Origin of the sequence: Bradyrhizobium sp. WD16 (assembly GCF_024181725.1) — a bacterium.
In the GTDB taxonomy this organism is placed as follows: domain Bacteria; phylum Pseudomonadota; class Alphaproteobacteria; order Rhizobiales; family Xanthobacteraceae; genus Bradyrhizobium_A.
Window position 1 is genome coordinate 505,727 of the sequence record NZ_CP028908.1, and the last position, 21,031, is coordinate 526,757.

General features: G+C 66.4%; 15 protein-coding genes. 9 read left to right on the forward strand and 6 right to left on the reverse strand.

Translation table 11 applies throughout. The annotated features are described in order from the left end of the window. The first annotated feature begins 15 nt into the window (after nt 1–15). Entirely contained in the window at nt 16–1,650 is a 1,635-nt protein-coding gene (locus DB459_RS02390) for a thiamine pyrophosphate-dependent enzyme (RefSeq protein ID WP_253713741.1), read from the forward strand. A gap of 156 nt (nt 1,651–1,806) precedes the next feature. Here DB459_RS02390 and DB459_RS02395 read toward each other — a convergent pair whose 3' ends face one another. Then, the gene (locus DB459_RS02395; RefSeq protein ID WP_253711363.1) at nt 1,807–2,352 is read right to left on the reverse strand and encodes a cupin domain-containing protein; all 546 of its coding nucleotides are present in this window, start codon (nt 2,350–2,352) and stop codon (nt 1,807–1,809) included. A gap of 179 nt (nt 2,353–2,531) precedes the next feature. Here DB459_RS02395 and DB459_RS02400 point away from each other — a divergent pair, with 179 nt between their 5' ends. Together DB459_RS02400 and DB459_RS02405 are read left to right on the forward strand one after the other, a co-directional pair. Next, a complete protein-coding gene (locus DB459_RS02400; RefSeq protein ID WP_253711364.1) occupies nt 2,532–2,747 on the forward strand; it encodes a CsbD family protein in 216 nt (71 codons plus the stop codon). A 445-nt stretch (nt 2,748–3,192) separates the two neighbouring features. After that, nucleotides 3,193–6,108, forward strand: coding sequence for an outer membrane protein (locus DB459_RS02405; protein ID WP_253711365.1), 2,916 nt, complete (start codon nt 3,193–3,195; stop codon nt 6,106–6,108). Nucleotides 6,109–6,766: 658 nt separating this feature from the next. Here the strand turns inward: DB459_RS02405 and DB459_RS02410 are convergent. Together DB459_RS02410 and DB459_RS02415 are read right to left on the reverse strand one after the other, a co-directional pair. Then, on the reverse strand, nt 6,767–7,576 hold the full coding sequence (locus tag DB459_RS02410) for an NAD(P)-dependent oxidoreductase (protein WP_253711367.1): 810 nt from the start codon (nt 7,574–7,576) through the stop codon (nt 6,767–6,769). Between the two features lie 69 nt (nt 7,577–7,645). Then, nucleotides 7,646–8,422 (reverse strand): FadR/GntR family transcriptional regulator, encoded by a 777-nt coding sequence (locus DB459_RS02415; RefSeq protein WP_253711368.1) that lies wholly within the window; start codon nt 8,420–8,422, stop codon nt 7,646–7,648. A gap of 134 nt (nt 8,423–8,556) precedes the next feature. Here DB459_RS02415 and DB459_RS02420 point away from each other — a divergent pair, with 134 nt between their 5' ends. The 4 genes from DB459_RS02420 (at nt 8,557) to DB459_RS02435 (ending at nt 12,699) form a co-directional block, all read left to right on the forward strand. Then, entirely contained in the window at nt 8,557–9,561 is a 1,005-nt protein-coding gene (locus DB459_RS02420; protein WP_253711369.1) for a TRAP transporter substrate-binding protein, read from the forward strand. Between the two features lie 108 nt (nt 9,562–9,669). Next, nucleotides 9,670–10,185, forward strand: a complete 516-nt coding sequence (locus DB459_RS02425) for a TRAP transporter small permease (protein ID WP_253711371.1) — start codon at nt 9,670–9,672, stop codon at nt 10,183–10,185. A gap of 18 nt (nt 10,186–10,203) precedes the next feature. Next, a complete protein-coding gene (locus tag DB459_RS02430; RefSeq protein WP_253711372.1) occupies nt 10,204–11,493 on the forward strand; it encodes a TRAP transporter large permease in 1,290 nt (429 codons plus the stop codon). Between the two features lie 141 nt (nt 11,494–11,634). Further along, complete coding sequence (locus tag DB459_RS02435; RefSeq protein WP_253711374.1) at nt 11,635–12,699, forward strand: DMT family transporter; 1,065 nt, start codon at nt 11,635–11,637, stop codon at nt 12,697–12,699. 193 nt (nt 12,700–12,892) lie between these two features. Here the strand turns inward: DB459_RS02435 and DB459_RS02440 are convergent, their stop codons facing one another. The 3 genes from DB459_RS02440 to DB459_RS02450 all read right to left on the reverse strand — a co-directional run bounded on the left by DB459_RS02440 (nt 12,893) and on the right by DB459_RS02450 (nt 18,287). Beyond that, nucleotides 12,893–16,105: an efflux RND transporter permease subunit gene (locus tag DB459_RS02440; protein ID WP_253711376.1), complete on the reverse strand. Its 3,213-nt coding sequence runs from the start codon at nt 16,103–16,105 to the stop codon at nt 12,893–12,895. A gap of 84 nt (nt 16,106–16,189) precedes the next feature. Beyond that, a complete protein-coding gene (locus tag DB459_RS02445) occupies nt 16,190–17,419 on the reverse strand; it encodes an efflux RND transporter periplasmic adaptor subunit (protein WP_371926849.1) in 1,230 nt (409 codons plus the stop codon). 19 nt (nt 17,420–17,438) lie between these two features. Further along, complete coding sequence (locus tag DB459_RS02450) at nt 17,439–18,287, reverse strand: alpha/beta hydrolase (RefSeq protein ID WP_253711377.1); 849 nt, start codon at nt 18,285–18,287, stop codon at nt 17,439–17,441. Nucleotides 18,288–18,552: 265 nt separating this feature from the next. On the opposite strand from DB459_RS02450, the gene DB459_RS02455 reads away from it, so the two are divergent. Further along, nucleotides 18,553–19,467 (forward strand): LysR family transcriptional regulator, encoded by a 915-nt coding sequence (locus DB459_RS02455; RefSeq protein WP_253711379.1) that lies wholly within the window; start codon nt 18,553–18,555, stop codon nt 19,465–19,467. Between the two features lie 90 nt (nt 19,468–19,557). Beyond that, nucleotides 19,558–20,865 carry a hemolysin family protein gene (locus tag DB459_RS02460; RefSeq protein WP_253711381.1) on the forward strand — a complete coding sequence of 436 codons (1,308 nt, stop codon included), beginning with the start codon at nt 19,558–19,560 and terminating at the stop codon, nt 20,863–20,865. The last annotated feature ends 166 nt before the right edge of the window (nt 20,866–21,031 follow it).

The following is a 21,031-nucleotide window of genomic DNA, read 5'->3' on the forward strand; positions in this document are numbered from 1 at the left end:
GCGATGAGCGAACACATGCAGATCCGCAGCGGCGGCGAGGCGATCGTCGACCATATCCTCGCCCAGGGCGTCGACACGGTTTTCGGCCTGCCGGGCGCGCAGATCTACGGGCTGTTCGACGCCTTCGCCCTCGCCGCGCCGCGGCTGAAGGTGATCGGCGCCCGCCATGAACAGGCCTGCGGCTATATGGCATTCGGCTATGCGCGCTCGACCGGCCGGCCGGGCGTGTTCAGCGTGGTGCCCGGCCCCGGCGTGCTCAATGCCGGCGCCGCGATGCTCACGGCCTTCGGCTGCAACGAGCCGGTGCTGTGCCTCACCGGCCAGGTGCCGATGCCGTTCTTCGCCAAGGGCCGCGGCCATCTGCACGAGATGCCGGACCAGCTCGCCACGTTGCGCTCGTTCCTCAAGTGGGCCGATCGCGCCGAATATCCGGCTGCGGCACCGGCGATCGTCGCCCGCGCCTTTCAGGAGATGCTGTCGGGCCGGCGCGGCCCGGCCGCCGTCGAGATGCCCTGGGATGTCTTCACCCAGCGCGCCGCGGCCAGCGCGGTGGCGCCACTCGCGCCGCTGCCGCCGCCGCAGCCCGATCCGGAGCGGATCAAGGCCGCCGCCGCTTTGGTCGCCGGCGCGAAGGCGCCGATGATCTTCGTCGGCGCCGGCGCGATCGACGCGGCGGACGACATCCTCGCGCTCGCCGAGATGATCGATGCCCCGGTGGTCGCCTTTCGTAGCGGCCGCGGCATCGTCAGCAACGCCCACGAGCTCGGCCTGACCATGGCCGCGGCCTACCGGGTATGGCCGCAAACCGATCTGATGATCGGCATCGGCACCCGGCTCGAGCTGCCGGCCTGGCGCTGGCCCTACCGGCCCGCCGGCCAGAAGATGATCCGCATCGACATCGATCCGTCGGAGATGCGGCGCTACGCGCCGGATGCGCCGATCGTCGCCGACGCGCGCGACGGCACGCGGGCCCTGGCCGCCGCGGTGGCCAAAACCGGTTATGCCCGCCAGCCCGGCCGCCGCGACGCGTTGCGCGAGGCAAGCGCCGCGGCGGCGCAGGAGATCCAGGCGATCCAGCCGCAGATGGCCTATCTCGACATCCTGCGCCAGCTCCTACCGCAGGACGGCATCGTCACCGACGAACTCTCCCAGGTCGGCTTCGCCTCCTGGTACGGCTTTCCGGTCTATCGCCCGCGCACCTTCCTCAGCTCCGGCTATCAGGGCACCCTGGGCTCGGGCTTTCCCACCGCGCTCGGCGCCAAGGTCGCCCATCCGGACAAGCCCGTGGTCGCGATCACCGGCGACGGCGGCTTCATGTTCGCGGTGCAGGAGCTCGCCACCGCGGTCCAGTACAAGATCGGCGTGGTGGTGCTGGTGTTCGACAACCAGTCCTACGGCAATGTCCGGCGCGACCAGCGCGAGGTGTTCGACGGCCGGGTTGTCGCCGCCGATCTCGTCAATCCCGATTTCGTCCGGCTCGCCGAGTCCTTCGGCGTCGGCGCGGCGCGCGTCGCCTCACCCGCTGCCTTCCGCCCGGCTCTGGAACAAGCGCTGGCGGACGGCGGCCCGCGCCTCATCGCCATCGACGTGCCGCGGGATTCGGAAACAAGTCCCTGGGCCTTCATCCATCCGAAGATGCCGGGGACGTGAGCAACAAAGTTTCAGTCCGTCATCCTGAGGTGCGAGCCGTCTTGACGGCGAGCCTCGAAGGATGAACGGCCCCGGTCCACGCCGAGACTCGGCCACGTCGTCCTTCGAGGGTCGTGCGCTACGCGCCCGACCACCTCAGGATGACGTGGATGAAAGTCACGTCCGCGGCGCGGGATGCACCGGATCGACCCACGGCACCGTCTCCGGCTTCTCCACCGGCTCGATATCGAGATTGATCGCCACCGCTTCGCCGTCGCTGCGCACCAGTACGCATTGCAGCACCTCGTCCGGGCTGGCATTGATCTCCTGGTGCGGCACGTAGGGTGGCACGAAGATGAAATCGCCGGGACCGGCCTCGGCGGTAAACTCCAGCTTCTCGCCCCAGCGCATCCGCGCCTTGCCGCTCACCACATAAATGACGCTCTCCAGATGACCGTGATGATGGGCGCCGGTCTTGGCGTCGGGCCTGATCGTCACCGTCCCCGCCCACAGTTTCTGGGCGCCGACGCGGGCAAAATTGATCGCCGCCTTGCGGTCCATGCCCGGCGTCGACGGCACGTTGGGATCGAGCTGGTTCCCCGGGATGACTCTGACACCATCGTGCTTCCAGCGCTCGCCGGAGGAACCCGGCTGCACATCATCGTGATCGCCGCCGTGATGATGTGCGTGAGGGTGGGTGTGGCCGTGGTGATGGTCGCTCATGGCGATATTGGTCCGTTCTCGAGGGTGTTTCACGCATTTTTCGTGCGCGCGGTGCGCACTCGCGTCAACTCAGCAGAGCCGGAACGTTCGGTCAACCGCACCGTTGTCGGACAGCCATGACAGCGTTTTCGCGTGAAGAAAACGCGTCAAAGCTAAAACCACAGGATGGAGACACGATCATGGGCAGCACTGCGGACAAGATCAAAGGTACCGCCAACGAGATCGCCGGCAAGGCCAAGCAGGACATCGGCGAGGCGACGGACTCGCCGAAGTTGAAGGGCGAGGGCGCCATGCAGGAGGCCAAGGGCCGCGGCCAGAAGGCGATGGGCGACGTCAAGCAAGCGGCCAAGGACGCAGCGAATGCGGTCGCGGATGCGGCGAACCGCAAGCTCTGACCTGCTCACGAGTAATCTGAAAGTACGTCCGCTCTGCCGGACCAACGCCGTCGGGCACAAGGGCCGGCCTTCGGGCCGGTCCTTTGTCGTCGATCACGGCCGGCTCTTTCCGCGGCCGGGACAAATCCTCGATGCCGAACCAGCCGCGGCAACAACCGTTGATTGATTCGACGGATCAGCACCATCCACCCACAAGCCGAGACATCCCTACGATTCGGTGGCCGAGGTGCGATTCCGGGGGATTGCGCCACAATCGGGCGGTGCTGTGACCGGCCCGCAACAGCCAATTGAGCCGAATTCGATAAGCTGGCCGGGTGGGATCTCAGCTCGTCGTCAGATCTGATGATGAAGCCGAAGGTGGGGCGGGCTCATGAGGATCGCGTCAACGCTGGTCGCGTCGGTTAGCGGCCTTCTCGGCCTATGCGTGTCCGTGCAGGCCAAAGACTTGGTCCAGCCGCCCTGGCGGACCGACCCGGCCGTTTTCGATTGGCGGGGGCTTTATTTCGGCAGCCATATCGGCGTCGGCAGTTCCAGGACTGATTGGGAACGGGCGACCGGAGCGCTGGCCGCCTATTCGCCGTTTGGAGCCGAGAACGTCAGCGGCGGCGCCCGCTACGGCGTCCAGATCGGCTACAATTTTCAATCCGGACCGGTCGTCATCGGCGCCGAGGCGGATCTGAGCTTCGGTCATTCCAGCGGATTCGCCCGCTGCGCGCTTGCGATGTACGTCTGCACCACCGGGATCAACGAGGTCGGCACCGTCACGGCTCGGCTTGGCTACGCCACCGGAAATTTTCTCTGGTACGGCAAGGGTGGCGGCGCCTGGGCCCAGATCGACCGCAACCTGACCAGCAGCGTCATCACGCCGGTCTACAGCGTTTCCGAAACGCGGGCCGGGTGGACGGTCGGCGCCGGCGCCGAATATGCCTTCAATTCCGCGCTGTCCGCCAAGATCGAGTACGACTACGCCGACCTCGGCAGGCGATCGCTGACCGTCGCCAGCCAGTTCGGCCAGGTCGCGGACTTCACCACGTCGCAGAACCTGCATCTGGTCAAGCTCGGGCTCAACTACCACCTTGGCGCGGCGCCGACGCCGGCCAGCGGGCTATCGATTCCCGCCGGCGCGCTGCCGCAGTGGAGCTGGACCGGGATCTACCTCGGCGTGCATGCCGGCGGCGCGTTCGGACGAAACGAGTTCGTCTCGGCGACAGCGGCACTGCTGGCGAGTTCGTCGTCGGGAGGCTTCCCCGGTGGAGGCAACACCGAAGGCCTTCTCGCCGGCGGCCAGATCGGGGCCAATTACCAGACCGGCGGATGGGTGGTCGGCCTCGACGTCGCGGCGGCTGCGTCCGCTATCGACGGCTACGCCAAATGCGCCCAGAACGTTTTCGGACTGATCAACAACGCCTGCCACAACAGGATCACGTCGCTCGGCACGATTGCCGGCCGCCTCGGTCCGACCTTTGGCAATCTCCTGATCTACGGCAAGGCAGGGGCTGCCTGGGGTGCGGAGACCAGCGAGATCTCCAACTTCTATGCTCCCGACAGCTATACGGAAAGCGGCACCCGCTGGGGCTGGATCGCCGGCTCGGGCCTCGAATATGCCTTCAGCCGAAATCTGTCGGCATTCGTCGAATACGATCACATCGATTTCGGCACGCGGAATGCCTCTTTCGCCAGCCAGCTCGGCAACACCTCGGTGGTGGGGCTCAATCAGCGGATCGATCTCGTCAAGACCGGCCTCAACTATCGGCTGGGCGGCGGGCCGCCGACCCTTGATGCCAATGCCGCCGATCCGAAGCTTTTCCTCAAGGCGGCGCAATCTCCGGCCGGATGGACCATCGAGGTCGGCGCGCGGTACTATGGCAGCAACGGCCGCATGCAGAAGGACCTCTACCATCCTTTCACCCCTGCCCGCCTCAACTCGCGCCTGACCTATGCCGACCAGGCCGGTCACGCCGGCGAGACCTTTTTCCGCTTCGACCACGACAGCGGCATCTTCGTCAAAGGCAATTTCGGCCTGGGACATCTCGTCGGCGGCAACCTCAATGACGAAGACTTTCCGGGGGCGGTCGATTACTCCAACACCCTTTCGAAGATGAAGGACGGCCGGCTGATGTATGGCAGCGCCGATATCGGCACCAACATCATCACTGCGCGGGACGCCAAGCTGGGCGGCTTTGTCGGCTACCGGTCATTCTACGAACGCAGCAACGACTCCGGTTGCCTGCAGATTGCGACGGACACGCTCTGCGTGCCCACCGATCAGACCAGTTTCGTCGGTCTTTCCGAAACGGCATCCTGGCGCGGCGTTGCGCTGGGGCTGAACGCCCGGATGGGTTTGACCGACAGGCTGAAGCTGGAGGTCGACGCGGCCTACCTGCCTTTCGTCAATCGCGAGGGGATCGATAACCATTGGTACCGCTCGAACATCAATCCGCAGGATGAGCCCGGTCACGGCTGGGGGACGCAGTTCGAGGCGATCCTGTCCTACGCCGTCAGTGAGCGCCTCAGTGTCGGCATCGGCGGGCGCTACCAGTTCTTGACGACGACGGACGGATCGACACACTTCCCGACCATCGCCGACAACTCGCCGCAGAAGCAATATTCGGAGCGCTATGGCGGCTTCCTGCAGACCTCCTACAAATTCGGCGACGTGCCGGATCGGCTGGACCAGGCCACGAACGCGCAAGCTGCCGACAAGGTGCCGCCGCCGGCGCCGGTGAACTGGTCCGGGATCTATATCGGCGGAACGATCGGCGCAGGTCTCGGGCGAAGCCGCTACGCCGATCCCTTCCCCGCACCGGTCTGGGGCGACGACGCGGACCTCGGCGGCGCCACCGCCGGCGGCCAGTTCGGCGCCAACTATCAGGCCGGCTCCGTCGTGGTCGGCGGCGAGATCGCCGCGAGCTGGGCCGACATCCAGGGCAGCAACACCTGTTTCGCCGGTTTCCCGAACGCTTCGCTCGCCGGATTCAACTGCGGCAGCAGGATCGGCGCCATCGGCGCCTTCACCGCACGGATAGGCTACGCATGGGCTCGCGCGCTGGTCTATGCCAGGGGCGGTCTCGCCCTTGATCATCAGCGCGATGAGTTCAACACGACGGGCGTCGGCGGAACGATCCAGGACCATTCCAGCACGAACTGGGGATGGATCGCGGGCGGCGGGCTCGAATATGCCCTGACGCCGCGGTGGTCGGTGGCGCTGGACTACAAGTACTACGATTTCGGAAAATCCGGCGCCTTCACGACCACGGCGCTTCCGGAGCTGACCAACATCAACCTGGCGCCGGCCAGCAATCGCATCCAGACTTTCACCATGGGCGTCAATTACAGGTTCGCACCGATCGAGTGGCTCTGATCTGCCTCACGCTCGCACGGTCATTCGGAGACATAAAGGACACTAGCAAAATCAAAGCGCTAGTGTGGCTTATGTCTCGCAATTGCCTACGAGAGGGTTGCCGCAAAGGCGGTAGGCAATTGCGAGACGCCACACTAGTGTCCCGTCTCCGAATGACCGCTACGTTTGCCTCGCACTCGCACGGTCATTCGGAGACATAGGGACACTAGCAAAATCAAAGTGCTAGTGTGGCTTATATCTCGCAATTGCCTACGAGAGGGTTGCCGCGAAGGCGGTAGGCAATTGCGAGACGCCACACTAGAAGCGCGCTCCTCGTCAAGCGCCGCGTTTCGTGGCGCCGCGCATGCGCGCCCGGCCGGCGGAATTTTGAGCGAGACGCCTGCAACGGCGGCGCGTTGCCGAGGGACCAAGCGCATGTTCTGGTGCCGCTCTTCGCTTCAGGTGCGAGGCGCAGCATATCGTGCGCGCATCCCGCGTCATCTTGAGGTGTGAGGCGCGCCGCACATCGTGCGCGCGCCGAGCCTCGAAGGATGCACGCGGCCCCGCCCGGGCCGTCCATCCTTCGAGGCGCGCAAGGGCGCGCACCTCAGGATGACGGGCCATCTATCCGGGCTGAACACTCCGCCCCCGGCCATCCGCGACCTTACCGCCCACGCCGTTACGGCTTGAGGACCGTGGCCGGATCGCCGGTGAATTCGTCGGCGCAGAACGGCCCGCCCTGGAAGAACGCGGCGATCGGATCGCCCGCCGGGGCATCGGCGGCGAGAACTTCGTCGGCGTAGTTCTCCGAATGCCCGGTCGGGCGATAGCCGAGTTCGAGGGCGCGGCTGTTGTCCCACCAGGCGCGCTTGTTGTCGGACATGCCGTAGACGACTTCGTAAATCAGGCCTTCGCGCTCGAGGCCGATGCGGCACAGCGACACCAGATCCTCGGTCTTGAGCCAGATCGCGAGGCGCCGCTCGTCGAGCGGCTTCTCGCCGACATTGCCGATGCGGATCGCCAGCACGCCGATATTGTGCTTGTAGGCGTACATCGCGCCGAGCGCCTCGCCGAAGGCCTTGCTGACACCATAGCGGGTGTCGGGACGCAGCAGATCATGGGTGTCGATGGTCGTGCTGCGCGGATAGAAGCCGACCGCATGGTTGGACGAGGCGAACACCACGCGCTTGACGCCGGCGAGCCGGGCCGCCTCGAACAGGTTGTAGGTGCCGATGATATTGGCGTTGAGGATGGTCTCCCACGAGCCCTCGACCGAGAAACCGCCGAGGTGAATGATGCCGTCGATGCCCTCGACGAGCGTCTTCACCTGCGAAAGGTCGGAAAGATCGGCCCGGATGAATTCTTCCGACGACGCGAGATCGGCCGGCGTCTTGAGGTCGCTCAGCACCAGATCGGGATAGATCGGCGGCAGCAGCTTGCGCAGCCGCGTTCCGACACCTCCGGCCGCGCCGGTCAACAAGATCCGCATGGGGTTTCCTTTTGCCTGTTTGTTGTCATTGACGGAGTGTAATCGGCAGAGCGCGCGGCGCGTCGGCGCTCAACGCAGGCTCGACGCCAGCTGACGATAGCGTTCCCGCGAGTTCAACAGATGCCGGCGCATGGCCTCGCGCGCCTTCTTGGCCGAGCGGGCCTCGATCGCCTGCAGGATGGCCTCGTGTTCGCGCTCGATGCGGCGCAGATAGCTCCGCATGCTGTCCGGGTTGCCGTCGAACGACCGGATGCTCTGGCGCGGAATGATCAGGCGGCCGAGATAGGCCAGGAACTCGACGAAGCGGTTGTTCCGGGTCGCGGCGGCGATGGCGCGGTGGAACGCCAGGTCCTCCTTGATGCCGCGCTCGCCATTGGCGATCACCGCCGCCATGGCCGCTTGAGCCTCGCGGATCTCGGCGATCTCGGCGTCGGTGGCGCGCTCGCTGGCCAGCGCCGCGGCTTCCGCCTCCACCGCCATGCGCAGTTCGATCACCTCGATCACGCCTTCGAGGGAACCGAGGCCCTCCGGATCGATCGAGTATGGCTGCTGGCTCGGATCCGGATTGACGAAGGCGCCGGCGCCCTGCCGCGTCACCACGAGACCGCGGGCCCGCAGCGCCGCCACCGCTTCGCGGATCACGGTTCGGCTGACGCCCATCGCAGCCATCATCTCCTGTTCCGACGGCAGCTTGGTGCCGGCCGCCAGCCCGCCCGAGGTGATCTGTTCGGCGAGGCGGTTGCAGACCTCTCCGCTGAGGCTGCGCAGCGGAACCACCGGGCGCAGCAGCGCGCGCGATTGCGCCGCGCCATCGGCGGCCGGGCTTGACGGGTCTTGTCTGGTCATCGTACAACTTTTCTAACACGTCCGGGCCAACCCGGCAACCGCGCGGCCTTGCGCCGCCGACCGGCACCGGCCGGCAATCAACAAGATCAGCACGACCAACGCGTCTGTCGCTGCAATCGGGAGGAGTAGAAAACATGAAGCGGCGTGACTTCATCAAGCTTGGCGCCGGCCTCGGCGCAGCGAGTATCGGGCTCGGCAGCGGATTTCGCGCCGCCGGCACGCAGACCAAGATGACGTTGAAGGCCTCCGACGTGCACCCCGAGGGCTATCCCACGGTGGCGGCGACCGAGAGCCTCGGCAAGAAGCTGCAAGCCGCCACCAATGGCCGGCTGTCGACGCAGATGTATGCGGCAATGCAGCTCGGCGGCGAGAAGGAAACCATCGAGCAGACCCAGCTCGGCGCCATCCAGCTCCTGCGCGTCAGCGTCGGCGCGCTCGGCCCGGTGGTCGACGATCTCAACGTCCTCAACATTCCCTTCCTGTGCAAGAACACCGCGCACATGCAGAAGGTGCTGGACGGACCGATCGGCCAGGATCTGCTGGACAAGGTGTCCAACAACGCCAATGCCAACCTGGTCGGCCTGTGCTGGATGGATGCCGGCGCCCGCAGCTTCTACGACACCAAGCGGCCGATCAAGGCGATCGACGACATGAAGGGCCTCAAGCTCCGCGTCATCGGCAATCCGATGTTCGTCGACATGGCGAATGCGCTGGGCGCCAACGGCATCGCCATGGGTTACGACCAGGTCTTCAATTCGCTGCAGACCGGCGTGATCGACGGCGCCGAGAACAACCCGCCGAGCTACGTCTTCGACAATCACTACACCGTGGCCAAGAACTACACCCTGACCGAGCACCTGATCGTGCCGGAAATGCTGGTGTTCTCCAAACGGGCCTGGGGCAACCTGTCCGGCGACGACCAGGCGCTGGTGAAGAAGTTCGCGCGGGAGGCCCAGGCCGAGGCCCGGGTGCTGTGGACCCAGTACGAGCAGAAGGCGATGGAGAAGGCACGCGCCGCCGGCTGCCAGATCGTCGAGGTCGCCGACAAGAAGCCGTTCCAGGACGCGGTCAAGCCGGTCTGGGACAAGTACGGCCCGAAATACGCCGAGACGATCAAGCGCATCCAGGCCGAGGCCTGAATTCGACGAGTGATTGCAGCAGGCGCTGATACGAACGGCGCCTTCTCCCCGTTCCCCCGTTCGTCATCGGCGGCGCCGGGCGCGCCGCCCTGCCATGGAGGCGTGTCGATGGCCGAGCTGTACCGCAAGGCGATGGACTATCTCTATTATGCCTGCGTCACCGTGGGCTGCGTCGCCCTGGTGCTGATCTCCGCGATCATTCCCTGGGCGGTGTTCACCCGCTACGTGCTCAACAGCGCCGCCTCCTGGCCGGAGCCGATGGCGGTGCTGCTGACCATCGCGCTGACCTTCTTCGGCGCCGCGGCCTGCTATCGCTACGGGCTGCATATGAACATCGCGCTCGCCACCAACCTCCTGCCCAGACTCGGCCAGCGCGCCTGTGCCCTGATCAGCGAACTGATGATGGCCCTGATCTCGCTGTTCATGGCGGTGTGGGGGGCGCGGCTGGTGGAGGCGACCTGGCACAACACCATCGGCGATTTCCCGGCGCTCTCCGTCGGCGTGACCTACCTGCCGATCCCGATCGGCGGCGCCATCATGCTGCTGTTCGTCATCGAGCGCATCATGCTCGGCCGGCCCGCCGACACCACCGGCGACGCCCACGGCGTCGCCGCCTTCGACTGACACGAGGCGCTCTCCGTCATGGACATTCTCGTTCTCATCATCGTTCTGTTCGCCTGCTTCCTGATCGGCATGCCGATCGCCTATTCGCTGGCGGCAGGCGCGATCGTCGGCGCAATGATGCTCGACATCCCGCTCGAGGCGGTGATGCTCAAGATCTCCGACGGCGTCAGCAAGGTGGCGATGCTGACCATCCCCTTCTTCGTGCTCGCCGGCGCGATCATGGCCGAGGGCGGGATGGCGCGGCGGCTGGTGGCGTTCGCCAACGTCATCGTCGGCGTCATCCGCGTCCGCGGCGGCCTGTCCGGCGTCAACATTCTCGCCACGACCTTCCTCAGCGGCATCTCCGGCTCCTGCGTCGCCGACACCTCGGCGATCGGCTCGATCATGATCCCGCAGATGGAGAAGGTGGGTTATCCGCGCGCCTTCGCCACCAACGTCACGATCAGCGCCTCGGTGCAGGCCGTGGTGATCCCGCCCAGCCACAACGCGGTGATCTATTCGCTCGCCACCGGCGGCGCGATCTCCGTCACCAGCCTGTTCATGGCCGGCGTCGTGCCGGGCCTGATGCTCGGTTTCGCCATCCTGCTGCTCTGCCTCTACGTCGCCTATCGCGACGGTCATCCCCGCGGCGAAGCGATCCCGTTCAAGGACGCGGTGCGGATGTCGTTCGAGGCGATCTGGGGCCTGATCACTGTCTTCATCATCCTCGGCGGCATCCTGCTCGGCGTCTTCACCGCCATCGAGGCCGGCGCCGTGGCCTGCGTCTGGGCCTTCGTGGTGACGATGTTCGTCTATCGCGACTACAGCTGGAAGGAGCTGCCGGCGCTGCTCCACCGCACGCTGCGCACCGTCGCCATGGTCCTGATGCTGATCGCCTGCGCCTCCAGCTTCGGTTACATCATGGCCTTGATGCAGATGCCGGCGAAGGTGACGGCGTTCTTCCTCACCCTGTCGCAGAACAAGATCGTCATCCTGCTGCTGATCAACCTGATGCTGCTGGTGCTGGGCTGCCTGATGGACATGGCGCCCCTGATCCTGATCTGCACACCGATCCTGCTGCCGGTGGTGAAGAGCTTCGGCGTCGATCCGGTGCATTTCGGCATGATCCTGCTGATCAATCTCGGCATCGGGCTGATCACGCCGCCGGTCGGCTCGGTGCTGTTCGTCGGTTGCGCCGTCGGCAAGGTGAAGCTCGAGGAGGTCTTGCGCGGCATCCTGCCGTTCTACGCGGCGATGTTCGCGGTGCTGATGCTGGTGACCTATGTCCCCGCCTTCTCGCTGTGGCTGCCGAGCCTCGTGCTGAAATAGAGCAGAAGGGGCGACCTCGACCATGACCCGAATGCCCCCGCGCGAGGTGGCGCAGAAGAGCGGCGGCGGAACGAGGCGCCAGGCGGTGCTCCTCGGCAACGCGATGATCGAATCTCCCGGGTAACGTGATAGGTTTGCCTGATGGCGAACCAATCCCACCGACAGCTCTGGCCCGGCGTCACTCTGGCGCTCGCCTCGGCCGTGCTGTTCGGCCTCTCGACCCCGCTCTCCAAGCTGCTGCTCGCTGCGGTCGAACCGCAGCTGCTCGCCGGCCTGCTCTATCTCGGCGCCGGCGGCGGCCTCGCCATCATCCATCTCGGCCGCGCCGCGATCGGACTGCCCGCCCCCGAGGCCCCGCTGCGCCGGACCGACCTGCCCTGGCTCGCCGCGGTCGTCATCTTCGGCGGCGTCGCCGGGCCGCTGCTCCTGATGCTCGGGCTGGAGCGCACCTCCGCCGCGTCGGGATCGCTGCTGCTCAATCTCGAGGGCCTCGCCACCATGGCGATCGCCTGGATGGTGTTCCGAGAGAACGTCGATCGCCGCCTGCTGGTCGGAGCGGCCGCGATCCTCGCCGGCGCCATGGTGCTGTCCTGGACGGGGCAGCGGATCGATTTCGATGCCGGTGGGCTGATGATTGCAGCGGCCTGCCTGTGCTGGGGCATCGACAACAACCTCACCCGCAAACTGTCGTCGGCCGATCCGGTGGTCACCGCGCTGATCAAGGGCCTCGCCGCCGGCGTCGTCAATCTCGCCCTCGCGCTGCTGCGCGGGGCCACCCTGCCCGCGCCCCCCACCATCGCCGCCGCGGCGCTGGTCGGCTTCTTCGGCATCGGCGTCAGTCTCGTGCTGTTCGTGCTGGCGCTACGTCATCTCGGCGCGGCACGGACCGGCGCCTATTTCTCGCTGGCGCCCTTCATCGGCGCGCTCGTCGCCACCGGCGCTCTCGGCGAACCTCTGACGCCGCAGTTCGTCATCGCCGGCGTCCTGATGGCGGTCGGGCTGTGGCTGCATCTTTCCGAGCGGCACGGCCACATGCACCAGCACGACGCGCTCGAGCATGAGCACAGCCACGTCCACGACGAGCACCACCGGCACCACCACGAGGGCCCGGTCACCGAACCGCATTCGCACTGGCATCGCCACGAACCGCTGCGGCACAAGCACGTGCATTACCCGGACCTGCATCACCGTCACGGCCACGGGTGAGAGCTTCGACACCCGTCGCTCGTCACGGCTTTACAGCCCCCGGCCAGGGCAGACGTGGACGGCATGGCGATCCGGCTCTTGCCGGATCGCGTTCTCGTCGGAAGCAAAGCAAGCCGCAATGGATCACGAACTTCGGAGGCGGCCCGCGTGAGGGAGCGCGGGCCGCCGTCACTGGCCTGGCCGCAAGGAGGGGCTACTCGGCGGCCTGGCCAACCACGTGATGCGTCGTGCTGCCGAGCTCGGAGGAGTGCGGCACCTCGCCATGCTGCTTGAGCGGCTTGTTGCCGGTCAGGCGGCGCAGCAGCACATAGAACACCGGGGTGAGGAAAATGCCGAAGGCGGTCACCCCGATCATGCCGGCGAACACCGCGACGCCCATGGCATGGCGCATCTCGGCGCCGGCGCCGGTGGAGGTCACCAGCGGCACCACGCCCATGATGAAGGCCATCGACGTCATCAGGATCGGCCGCAGCCGCAGCCGGCTCGCCTCGATCGCCGCCTCGACCGGCGTGCGCCCGGCGAATTCCAGTTCGCGGGCGAACTCGACGATCAGGATGGCGTTCTTGGCCGACAGTCCGACCAGCACGATCAGGCCAATCTGGGTGAAGACGTTGTTGTCGCCGTCGGAGGCCCAGACGCCGAACATCGCCGCCATCAAACCCATCGGCACGATCATGATGATCGACAGCGGCAGCGTCAGGCTTTCGTACTGCGCGGCCAGCACCAGGAACACCAGCAGCAGCGACAGCGGAAAGACGATCACCGCAGAATTGCCCGCCAGCACCTGCTGATAGGTCAGTTCCGTCCATTCGAAGCCGAAGCCCTTGGGCAGGGTCTCGTCGGCGACCCGCTGGATCGCCGCCTGGGCCTCGCCGGAGGAATAGCCCGGCGCCGCTCCGCCATTGACGTCGGCGGTGAGGAAGCCGTTGTAGCGCATGGCGCGCTCCGGCCCGGCGCTGGACTTGACCCGCAGCAGCGTCGCCAGCGGGATCATGCCGCCCGAAGCCGAGCGCACCTTCAATTCGCCGATGTCGTCGGGACGCGACCTGAACTTGGCGTCGGCCTGCACCCGCACGGTGTAGGTGCGGCCGAAGCGGTTGAAGTCGTTGACGTAGAGCGAGCCGAGATAGATCTGCAGCGTGTCGAACACGTCCGTCACCGGCACGCCGAGCTGGCGGGCACGGGTGCGGTCGATATCGGCATAGAGCTGCGGCGTATTGATCTGGTAGCTCGAGAACAGCCCGGCGATCTCCGGCGTCTTCTGCGCCCTGGCGAGGAACGCCTTGGTCGCCTCGTCGAGCGCCCGATAGCCGAGGCCGGCCTGATCCTCGATCTGCAACTTGAAGCCGCCGATGGTGCCGAGGCCCTGGACGGGCGGCGGCGGGAACATGGCGATGAAGGCTTCCTGGATCGCCGCGAACTTGCCGTTGAGCTTCTTGGCGATGGCGCCGCCGCTCAGGTCGGCGCTGCGCCGCTCGTCGAACGGCTTGAGCGTGACGAACACGATGCCGGCGTTGGACGAATTGGTGAAGCCGTTGATCGACAGCCCCGGAAAGGCCACCGCGCTCTCGACGCCGGGCTCCTTGAGGGCGATGTCGCCCATGCGGCGGATCACCTCCTCGGTGCGGTCGAGGGTCGAGCCGTCGGGCAGTTGGGCGAAGCCGACCAGGTACTGCTTGTCCTGCCCCGGCACGAAGCCGCCCGGGACCGCATGGAACAGGCTCCAGGTGACGCCGATCAGGCCGAGATAGACCGCCATCATCACCGCCTTGCGCGAGATCACGCCCTTGACGCCGGCGCTGTAGCCGCCGCCGAGGCGGCGGAATCCGGCGTTGAAGCCGCGGAAGAACCAGCCGAGCGTGCGGTCCATCACGACGGTGAGGACGTCCTTGGGCGCGTCATGGCCCTTGAGCAGTTGGGCGGCGAGCGCCGGCGACAGCGTGAGCGAATTGATCGCCGAGATCACGGTGGAGATCGCGATCGTCAGTGCGAACTGGCGATAGAACTGGCCGGTCAGCCCGGTGATGAAGGCAAGCGGCACGAACACCGCGACCAGCACCAGGGCAATGGCGATGATCGGCCCCGACACCTCGCGCATGGCGCGGTAGGTCGCCTCGCGCGGCGACAGCCCTTCCTCGATATTACGCTCGACATTCTCGACCACGACGATGGCATCGTCGACGACGATACCGATGGCCAGCACCAGCCCGAACAGGCTGAGCGCGTTGACCGAGAAGCCGAACAGATACATCACCGCGAAGGTGCCGATGATCGATACCGGCACGGCGAGCAGCGGGATGATCGAGGCCCGCCATGTCTGCAGGAACAGGATGACGACGAGCACCACCAGCGCGACCGCCTCGAGCAGGGTGTGGATCACCGCCTCGATCGAGGCCCGGACGAACTGTGTCGGGTCGTAGACGATGCGGTAGTCGACGTCTTCCGGCATGTTCTTCTTCAGCTCGGCCATGGTCTTGCGGACGTCGTCCGAGATCTGGATGGCGTTGGAGCCGGGCGCCTGGAAGATCGGGATCGCCACCGCCGACTTGTTGTCGAGCAGCGAGCGCAGGGAATATTCCGAGGCACCGAGCTCGACGCGGGCGATGTCGCGCAGTCGCGTCACCTCGCCATTGGTGCCGCCCTTGACGATGATGTTGCCGAATTCCTCCTCGGTCTGCAGCCGGCCCTGGGCGTTGACCGGAAGCTGGAAGCTGATGCTGGGCAGGCCCGGCGACGCGCCGACGACGCCGGCGGCGGCCTGGACGTTCTGGGCGCGGATCTCACCGACGACATCGCTGGCGGAGAGCCCGTGCTCGGCAACCTTCTGCGGATCGAGCCAGATCCGCATGGAATAGTCGCCCGACCCGAACAGCTGCACCTGGCCGACGCCGTTGACGCGGGCGAGCCGGTCCTTGACGTTGAGCACCGCGTAGTTGCGCAGATACGTCATGTCGTAGCGGTCGTTGGGCGACAGCAGATGCACCACCAGCGTCAGGTCCGGCGCGCTCTTGACGGTGGTGATGCCGAGCCGGCGGACGTCCTCCGGCAGCCGCGGCTCCGCCTGGGAGACGCGGTTCTGCACCAGCTGCTGGGCCTTGTCCGGATCGGTGCCGAGCTTGAAGGTGACGGTCAGGGTCATCAGGCCGTCGGTCGTCGCCTGGCTGCTCATGTAGAGCATGCCCTCGACGCCGTTGATCTGCTCCTCGATCGGCGTCGACACCGTCTCGGCGATCACCCTGGGATTGGCGCCGGGGTATTGGGCGCGGACCACCACGGAGGGCGGCGAGACTTCGGGATATTCGGACACCGGCATCACCCGCAGCGCGAGCAGGCCGGACAGGAAGATCAGGACCGACAGCACGCCGGCGAAGATCGGCCGGTCGATGAAGAAACGGGAAATATTCATGGCTCGCCCCTCGCAGCGCCTGACCGGGTCACCGGGCTGCGGTCGTCAAGTGTCCTGGTTCAATCGTTGGAGAAGCCGGCGCCGTTACTGCTGCGCCGTCTTCTCCTCGCGCGGCGCCGCCTCGGCGTGCTCGACGCTGCCGTCCATCGCGACCTGGGTCGGCTTGACCGCACTGCCCGGCCGCACCCGCTGCAACCCGTTGACGATGATGCGCTCGCCCGCCTTCAGGCCGGTCCGCACCATGCGCAGGCCCTCCGACGTCTCGCCGAGCGCGACTTCGCGATAGGCCGCGGTATTGTCCGGACCGACCACCATGACGAATTTCTTGTCCTGATCGGTGCCGATCGCCCGCTCGTTGATGACCAGGGCCTGCTGACGTTCGGCATGCCCCATGCGGATGCGGGCGAACTGGCCCGGCATCAGCTTGCCGTCGGCGTTGTCGAACACCGCGCGGACGCGCACCGTGCCGCTGCGGGCATCGACCTGATTGTCGATGAGCTGGAGGCGGCCCCGATAGGGCGTGCCGTCGCTCAGCACCGTGCCCATCTGCACCGGAATGCGGTCGAGCGCGATCAGCCCGTTCGGCCCGGCGCTCTGCGCCTTCAGCGCCCGCATCACCACCTGTTCATCGGCGTTGAAGCTCGCATAGATCGGGTTGACCGAGACCATCGAGGTCAGGACCGGCGAGGTCGGGCCGGCGGCGACGAGATTGCCGACGGTGACCTCGATCTTGCCGACGCGGCCGGCCACCGGCGCGTTGACGCTGGTGTAATCGAGATTGAGCTGGGCCGATTGCAGCGCCGCCTCGGCGGCGCGCAGGTTGGCTTCCGCCTCGCGCTGGGCGTTGACGCGCTGGTCGAAGTCGCGCTGCGAGATGGTGCGCGAATCCCACAACTGCTGGCCGCGATCGAGATCGTTCTTGGCCAGCGCCAGGCGCGCCTGCATGGCGAGCACCTGGGCCCTGGCGCGCTCGACCTCCGCCGCATAGGGCGCCGGATCGATGCTGAACAACAAGTCGCCCTGCTTGACGAGGGCGCCTTCGCGGAAATGCACCGCCTGGATCAGGCCGGCGACCCGCGGCCGGATTTCGACACGCTCGACGGCTTCGAGCCGGCCGGAAAACTCGTCCCAGGTCGGCGCGTCACGCTCCTCCACCGTGGCCACCGAGACCGGCACGGCCGGCGGCGCCGCCGCCTCATTGTTGGCGCGGGCGGCGCCATTCTCGAAGGCGGGCAGCAGCATGGCGGCGAAGATGGCGGCGCCGACCAGCACGGTGCCGAGGGCGAAAGCGCGATAACGGGATGAATACGACATGATGACCCCCTGCCTGCGATCAGGCTTGAAAGACGGGATGGGATGCGGGCCGGCGCAGCAACGCGGCGCGGTCCGCAAAGAACTGGATGAACTGGCCGAGCAGCGCCGCCGGCCAGCTGCCCTGCGGCCGATCCGCGCCGCACAGCGATTCCGGCCACGACGTCGGCGCAGGCAGCACATGTTGCGTCACCGGGACACCCGATTCCCGCAGCCGCGCCGCGTAGCTCAGGGTCTCGTCGCGCATCGGATCGTCCTGCGCGGTGACCACCAGCGCCGGCGGCAGGCCGGCGAGACGACTGGCTTGCGAGGGCGCTGCATAGGGATGGGCGGCGGTTTCCGGCGATCCGAGATAGCGCTGCCAGCCGTCGGCCCACTTGCATCCGGCGGGACCTGCATCGGCGCGGCGGATCGACCGCGTCGCAAGACACGGATCGAGCATCGGCGACAACAGGATCTGGCCGTCGAGCTGCGGCGCGTGCTGGTCGCGCGCGATCAGCGTCAGCGATGCCGCGAGATTGCCGCCGGCCTCCTCGCCGGCCACGAACAGACGCGACATCTTGCCGGCCCACCGGGCCCGGCCCTCCTGCAGGCTCTTCAGCGCGTCGAAGATCGTGCGCAGGGCATCGGGAAACGGATGGCGCGGGGCCAGCGGATAATCCGCCGAGACGACCACGGCGCCCGCCGCGGCGAGCAGTTCCGGAACGGTTGAGCTCGCCTCCGACGCGAACGAGCCTTGGCAGAAGGCGCCGCCATGGAGATGGAAGACCAGCGGTGCCGATCGCGGCGCCGACGACTTGCGCCAGACGCGGACCGGCAGCGCGCTCGCCTGGCCGGTCTCGATCACCGCATCGATGCAGCCGGTGGTCATTTCGAAGAACCCTCTCCTTCGCCCCGGCCGGACGCAGTTGCGTCGCAGGCATTGCGGTGCGAAACGAAGTCGAGAGCTAATGTCCGCTCAACCGAAAATAAGTAGGTAGTTTATGACTACATTATTTCCGTGTATGAACAATCGGGGGATCAAGCCCCATATTGGAATGTAGTTTCTCCGCGGTGCACAAAAACAAAATCATGTTTCCCGCCGCTGCGGAATTCGGGAACCCGCCAGGGTCAAGAGCGACGCAGGGACAAGACAGATGGATCAGCTCGCCGCAATGCGCGCTTTCGTTCGTGTGGTCGAGGCCGGCACCTTCAGCCAGGCGGCCGGTTCGCTGCGGATGCCGAAGCCGACGATCACCAAGCTGATCCAGTCGCTCGAGACCCATCTGACCACCAAACTGCTGAACCGCACCACGCGACGCGTCACCGTGACGCCGGACGGCGCCGCCTACTACGAACGGGTGGTCCGCTTCCTCGGCGAACTCGATGAACTCGACGCCAACATGGCGCGGTCCCAGGCCTACGCCAGGGGCCGCCTGCGCATCGACGTCGGCTCGGCGCTGGCGGTGCTCGTCATCATTCCGGCACTGCCGGATTTCTATGCGCGCTATCCCGAGATCCAGATCGATCTCGGCGTCACCGACCGGCCGGTGGACATGATCGGAGAGAATGTCGACTGCGTCATCCGCGGCGGAAATCTCGGCGATCAATCGCTGATCGCCCGCCGCATCGCCGAGATCGGCCATGCGACCGCCGCGGCACCGTCCTATCTCGAACGCCGTGGCGAACCGCGCCATCCGTCCGAGTTGCAGGACCACCACATCGTCAACTTCTTCCACCCGCGCTCGGGGCGGATGCTGCCGCTGGATTTCACCGCCAATGGCGAACGGATCGAAACCGCCGGCCGCCATCTGATCGCGGTCAACGACAGCATCGCCTATATCACCGCCGCGACCGCCGGCCTCGGAATCGTCCAGGCGCCCCTCTTCATGCTGCACAAGCACATCGAGGCCGGCCGGCTGCGCCGGATCCTGACGGAATGGAGCACCGAACCGCTCAACGTCTACGTGGTCTATCCACCGAACCGGCACCTCAGCAACAAGGTGCGGGTCTTCGTCGACTGGGTTGCCGACCTGTTCGCCAGCCACGAGCTGATCCGCATGCAGGGGTGATCGCCGTCACGGCACGTGTTCGCGGCGACAGGTCTGCTATGATGCCGGACCGGCCGTTGTGGTCATCCTGCCAGGGAGTGCCGAACCGCCATGCTGGCCCTTGAACTTGTCATCGTGGCCGTTCTCATTGTCGTCAACGGCCTGTTGTCGATGGCGGAGCTTGCGATTGTTTCGTCGCGCCCGGCGCGACTGGAAATCCTGTCCGCGAAACGGGTGCGCGGCGCCGAACAGGCGCTGGCGCTGGCCTCCGATCCCGGCAAGTTCCTGTCCACCGTGCAGATCGGCATCACCCTGGTCGGCGTGCTGTCGGGCGCCTTCTCCGGTGCCACGCTGGGCGAGCGCCTCAGCGAGTGGCTCGGCGAATTCGGCCTGTCTGCCGCCGTCGCCCCTCTTCTCGGCGTCGGGCTCGTCGTCACGGCGATTACCTATGCCACGCTCATCGTCGGCGAACTGGTACCGAAGCAGGTCGCGTTGCGCGACCCGGAGGCGATCGCGGTGAAGGTGGCGCCCGCGATGACCCTGCTGGCGAGGCTATCCCTGCCCCTCGTCTTCCTGCTCGACTGGTCGGGAAAGGCCATTCTCACGCTCATCGGGCGCGGCAGCGAGACCGACGAGCGCGTATCCGAAGAAGAGATTCATCATCTGGTGCGCGAGGCCGAGACCGCGGGCGTACTCGAGCCCGGAGAAAAGGAAATGATCGCCGCGGTGATGCGGCTCGGCGATCGGTCGGTCGCAACGGTGATGACGCCGCGGACGGACGTCGACATGGTCGACCTCAGCGACGACCAGAAGACCATCCGCGACATTCTGACCAACAGTCCGCATTCCCGCCTGCCGGTTCACGACGGCGACCGCGACCGGCCGGTCGGCATCCTGCAGGCCAAGGATGTGATGACGGCCCTGCTGCAGCATGATCGGCCGGATCTCGGCAGCCTCGTCCGCGAGGCGCCGATCGTCCCGGCCTCGGCGGATGCGCGCGACGTGCTGGCGATCCTCAAGGGGGCGCCGGTGCATATCGGGCTCGTCTACGACGAGTATGGCGCGTTCGAGGGTGTCGTCACCGCGGCCGACATTCTGGAATCGATCGTCGGCGCCTTCAGCACCGAAGCGGGGCCACCCGAGCCGGCCTATGTCCGCCGCAACGACGGCTCCTACCTGATTTCGGGCTGGATGCCGGCTGACGAAGTCGGCGACCTGCTCTCGATCCCCATTTCGCGCCGTGGCGGCTATCACACGGTGGCGGGTCTCGTGCTGCAGAATTTCGATCACCTGCCGCAGGTCGGCGACGCTTTCGGGTTCCATGGCTGGCGGTTCGAGATCGTCGACCTCGACGGCCGGCGCATCGACAAGATCCTGGTGACGAGGATGCCGACGGCCCAGGCGGGACCGGACGCGTGAATTTCTCGACGATCCTTATTGGTCTCATTGGCACCCTGACCGCGTGATGAACCGCACCGCAGGATTGCGCGCGTACCATCGCGTTTTCGCAACTGCAGCAGATCGGACGCGGCACCGCCGCGCAAAAAAGCCGCGCGAGCCGCTTGCATTTGTCGCGACCATGTTA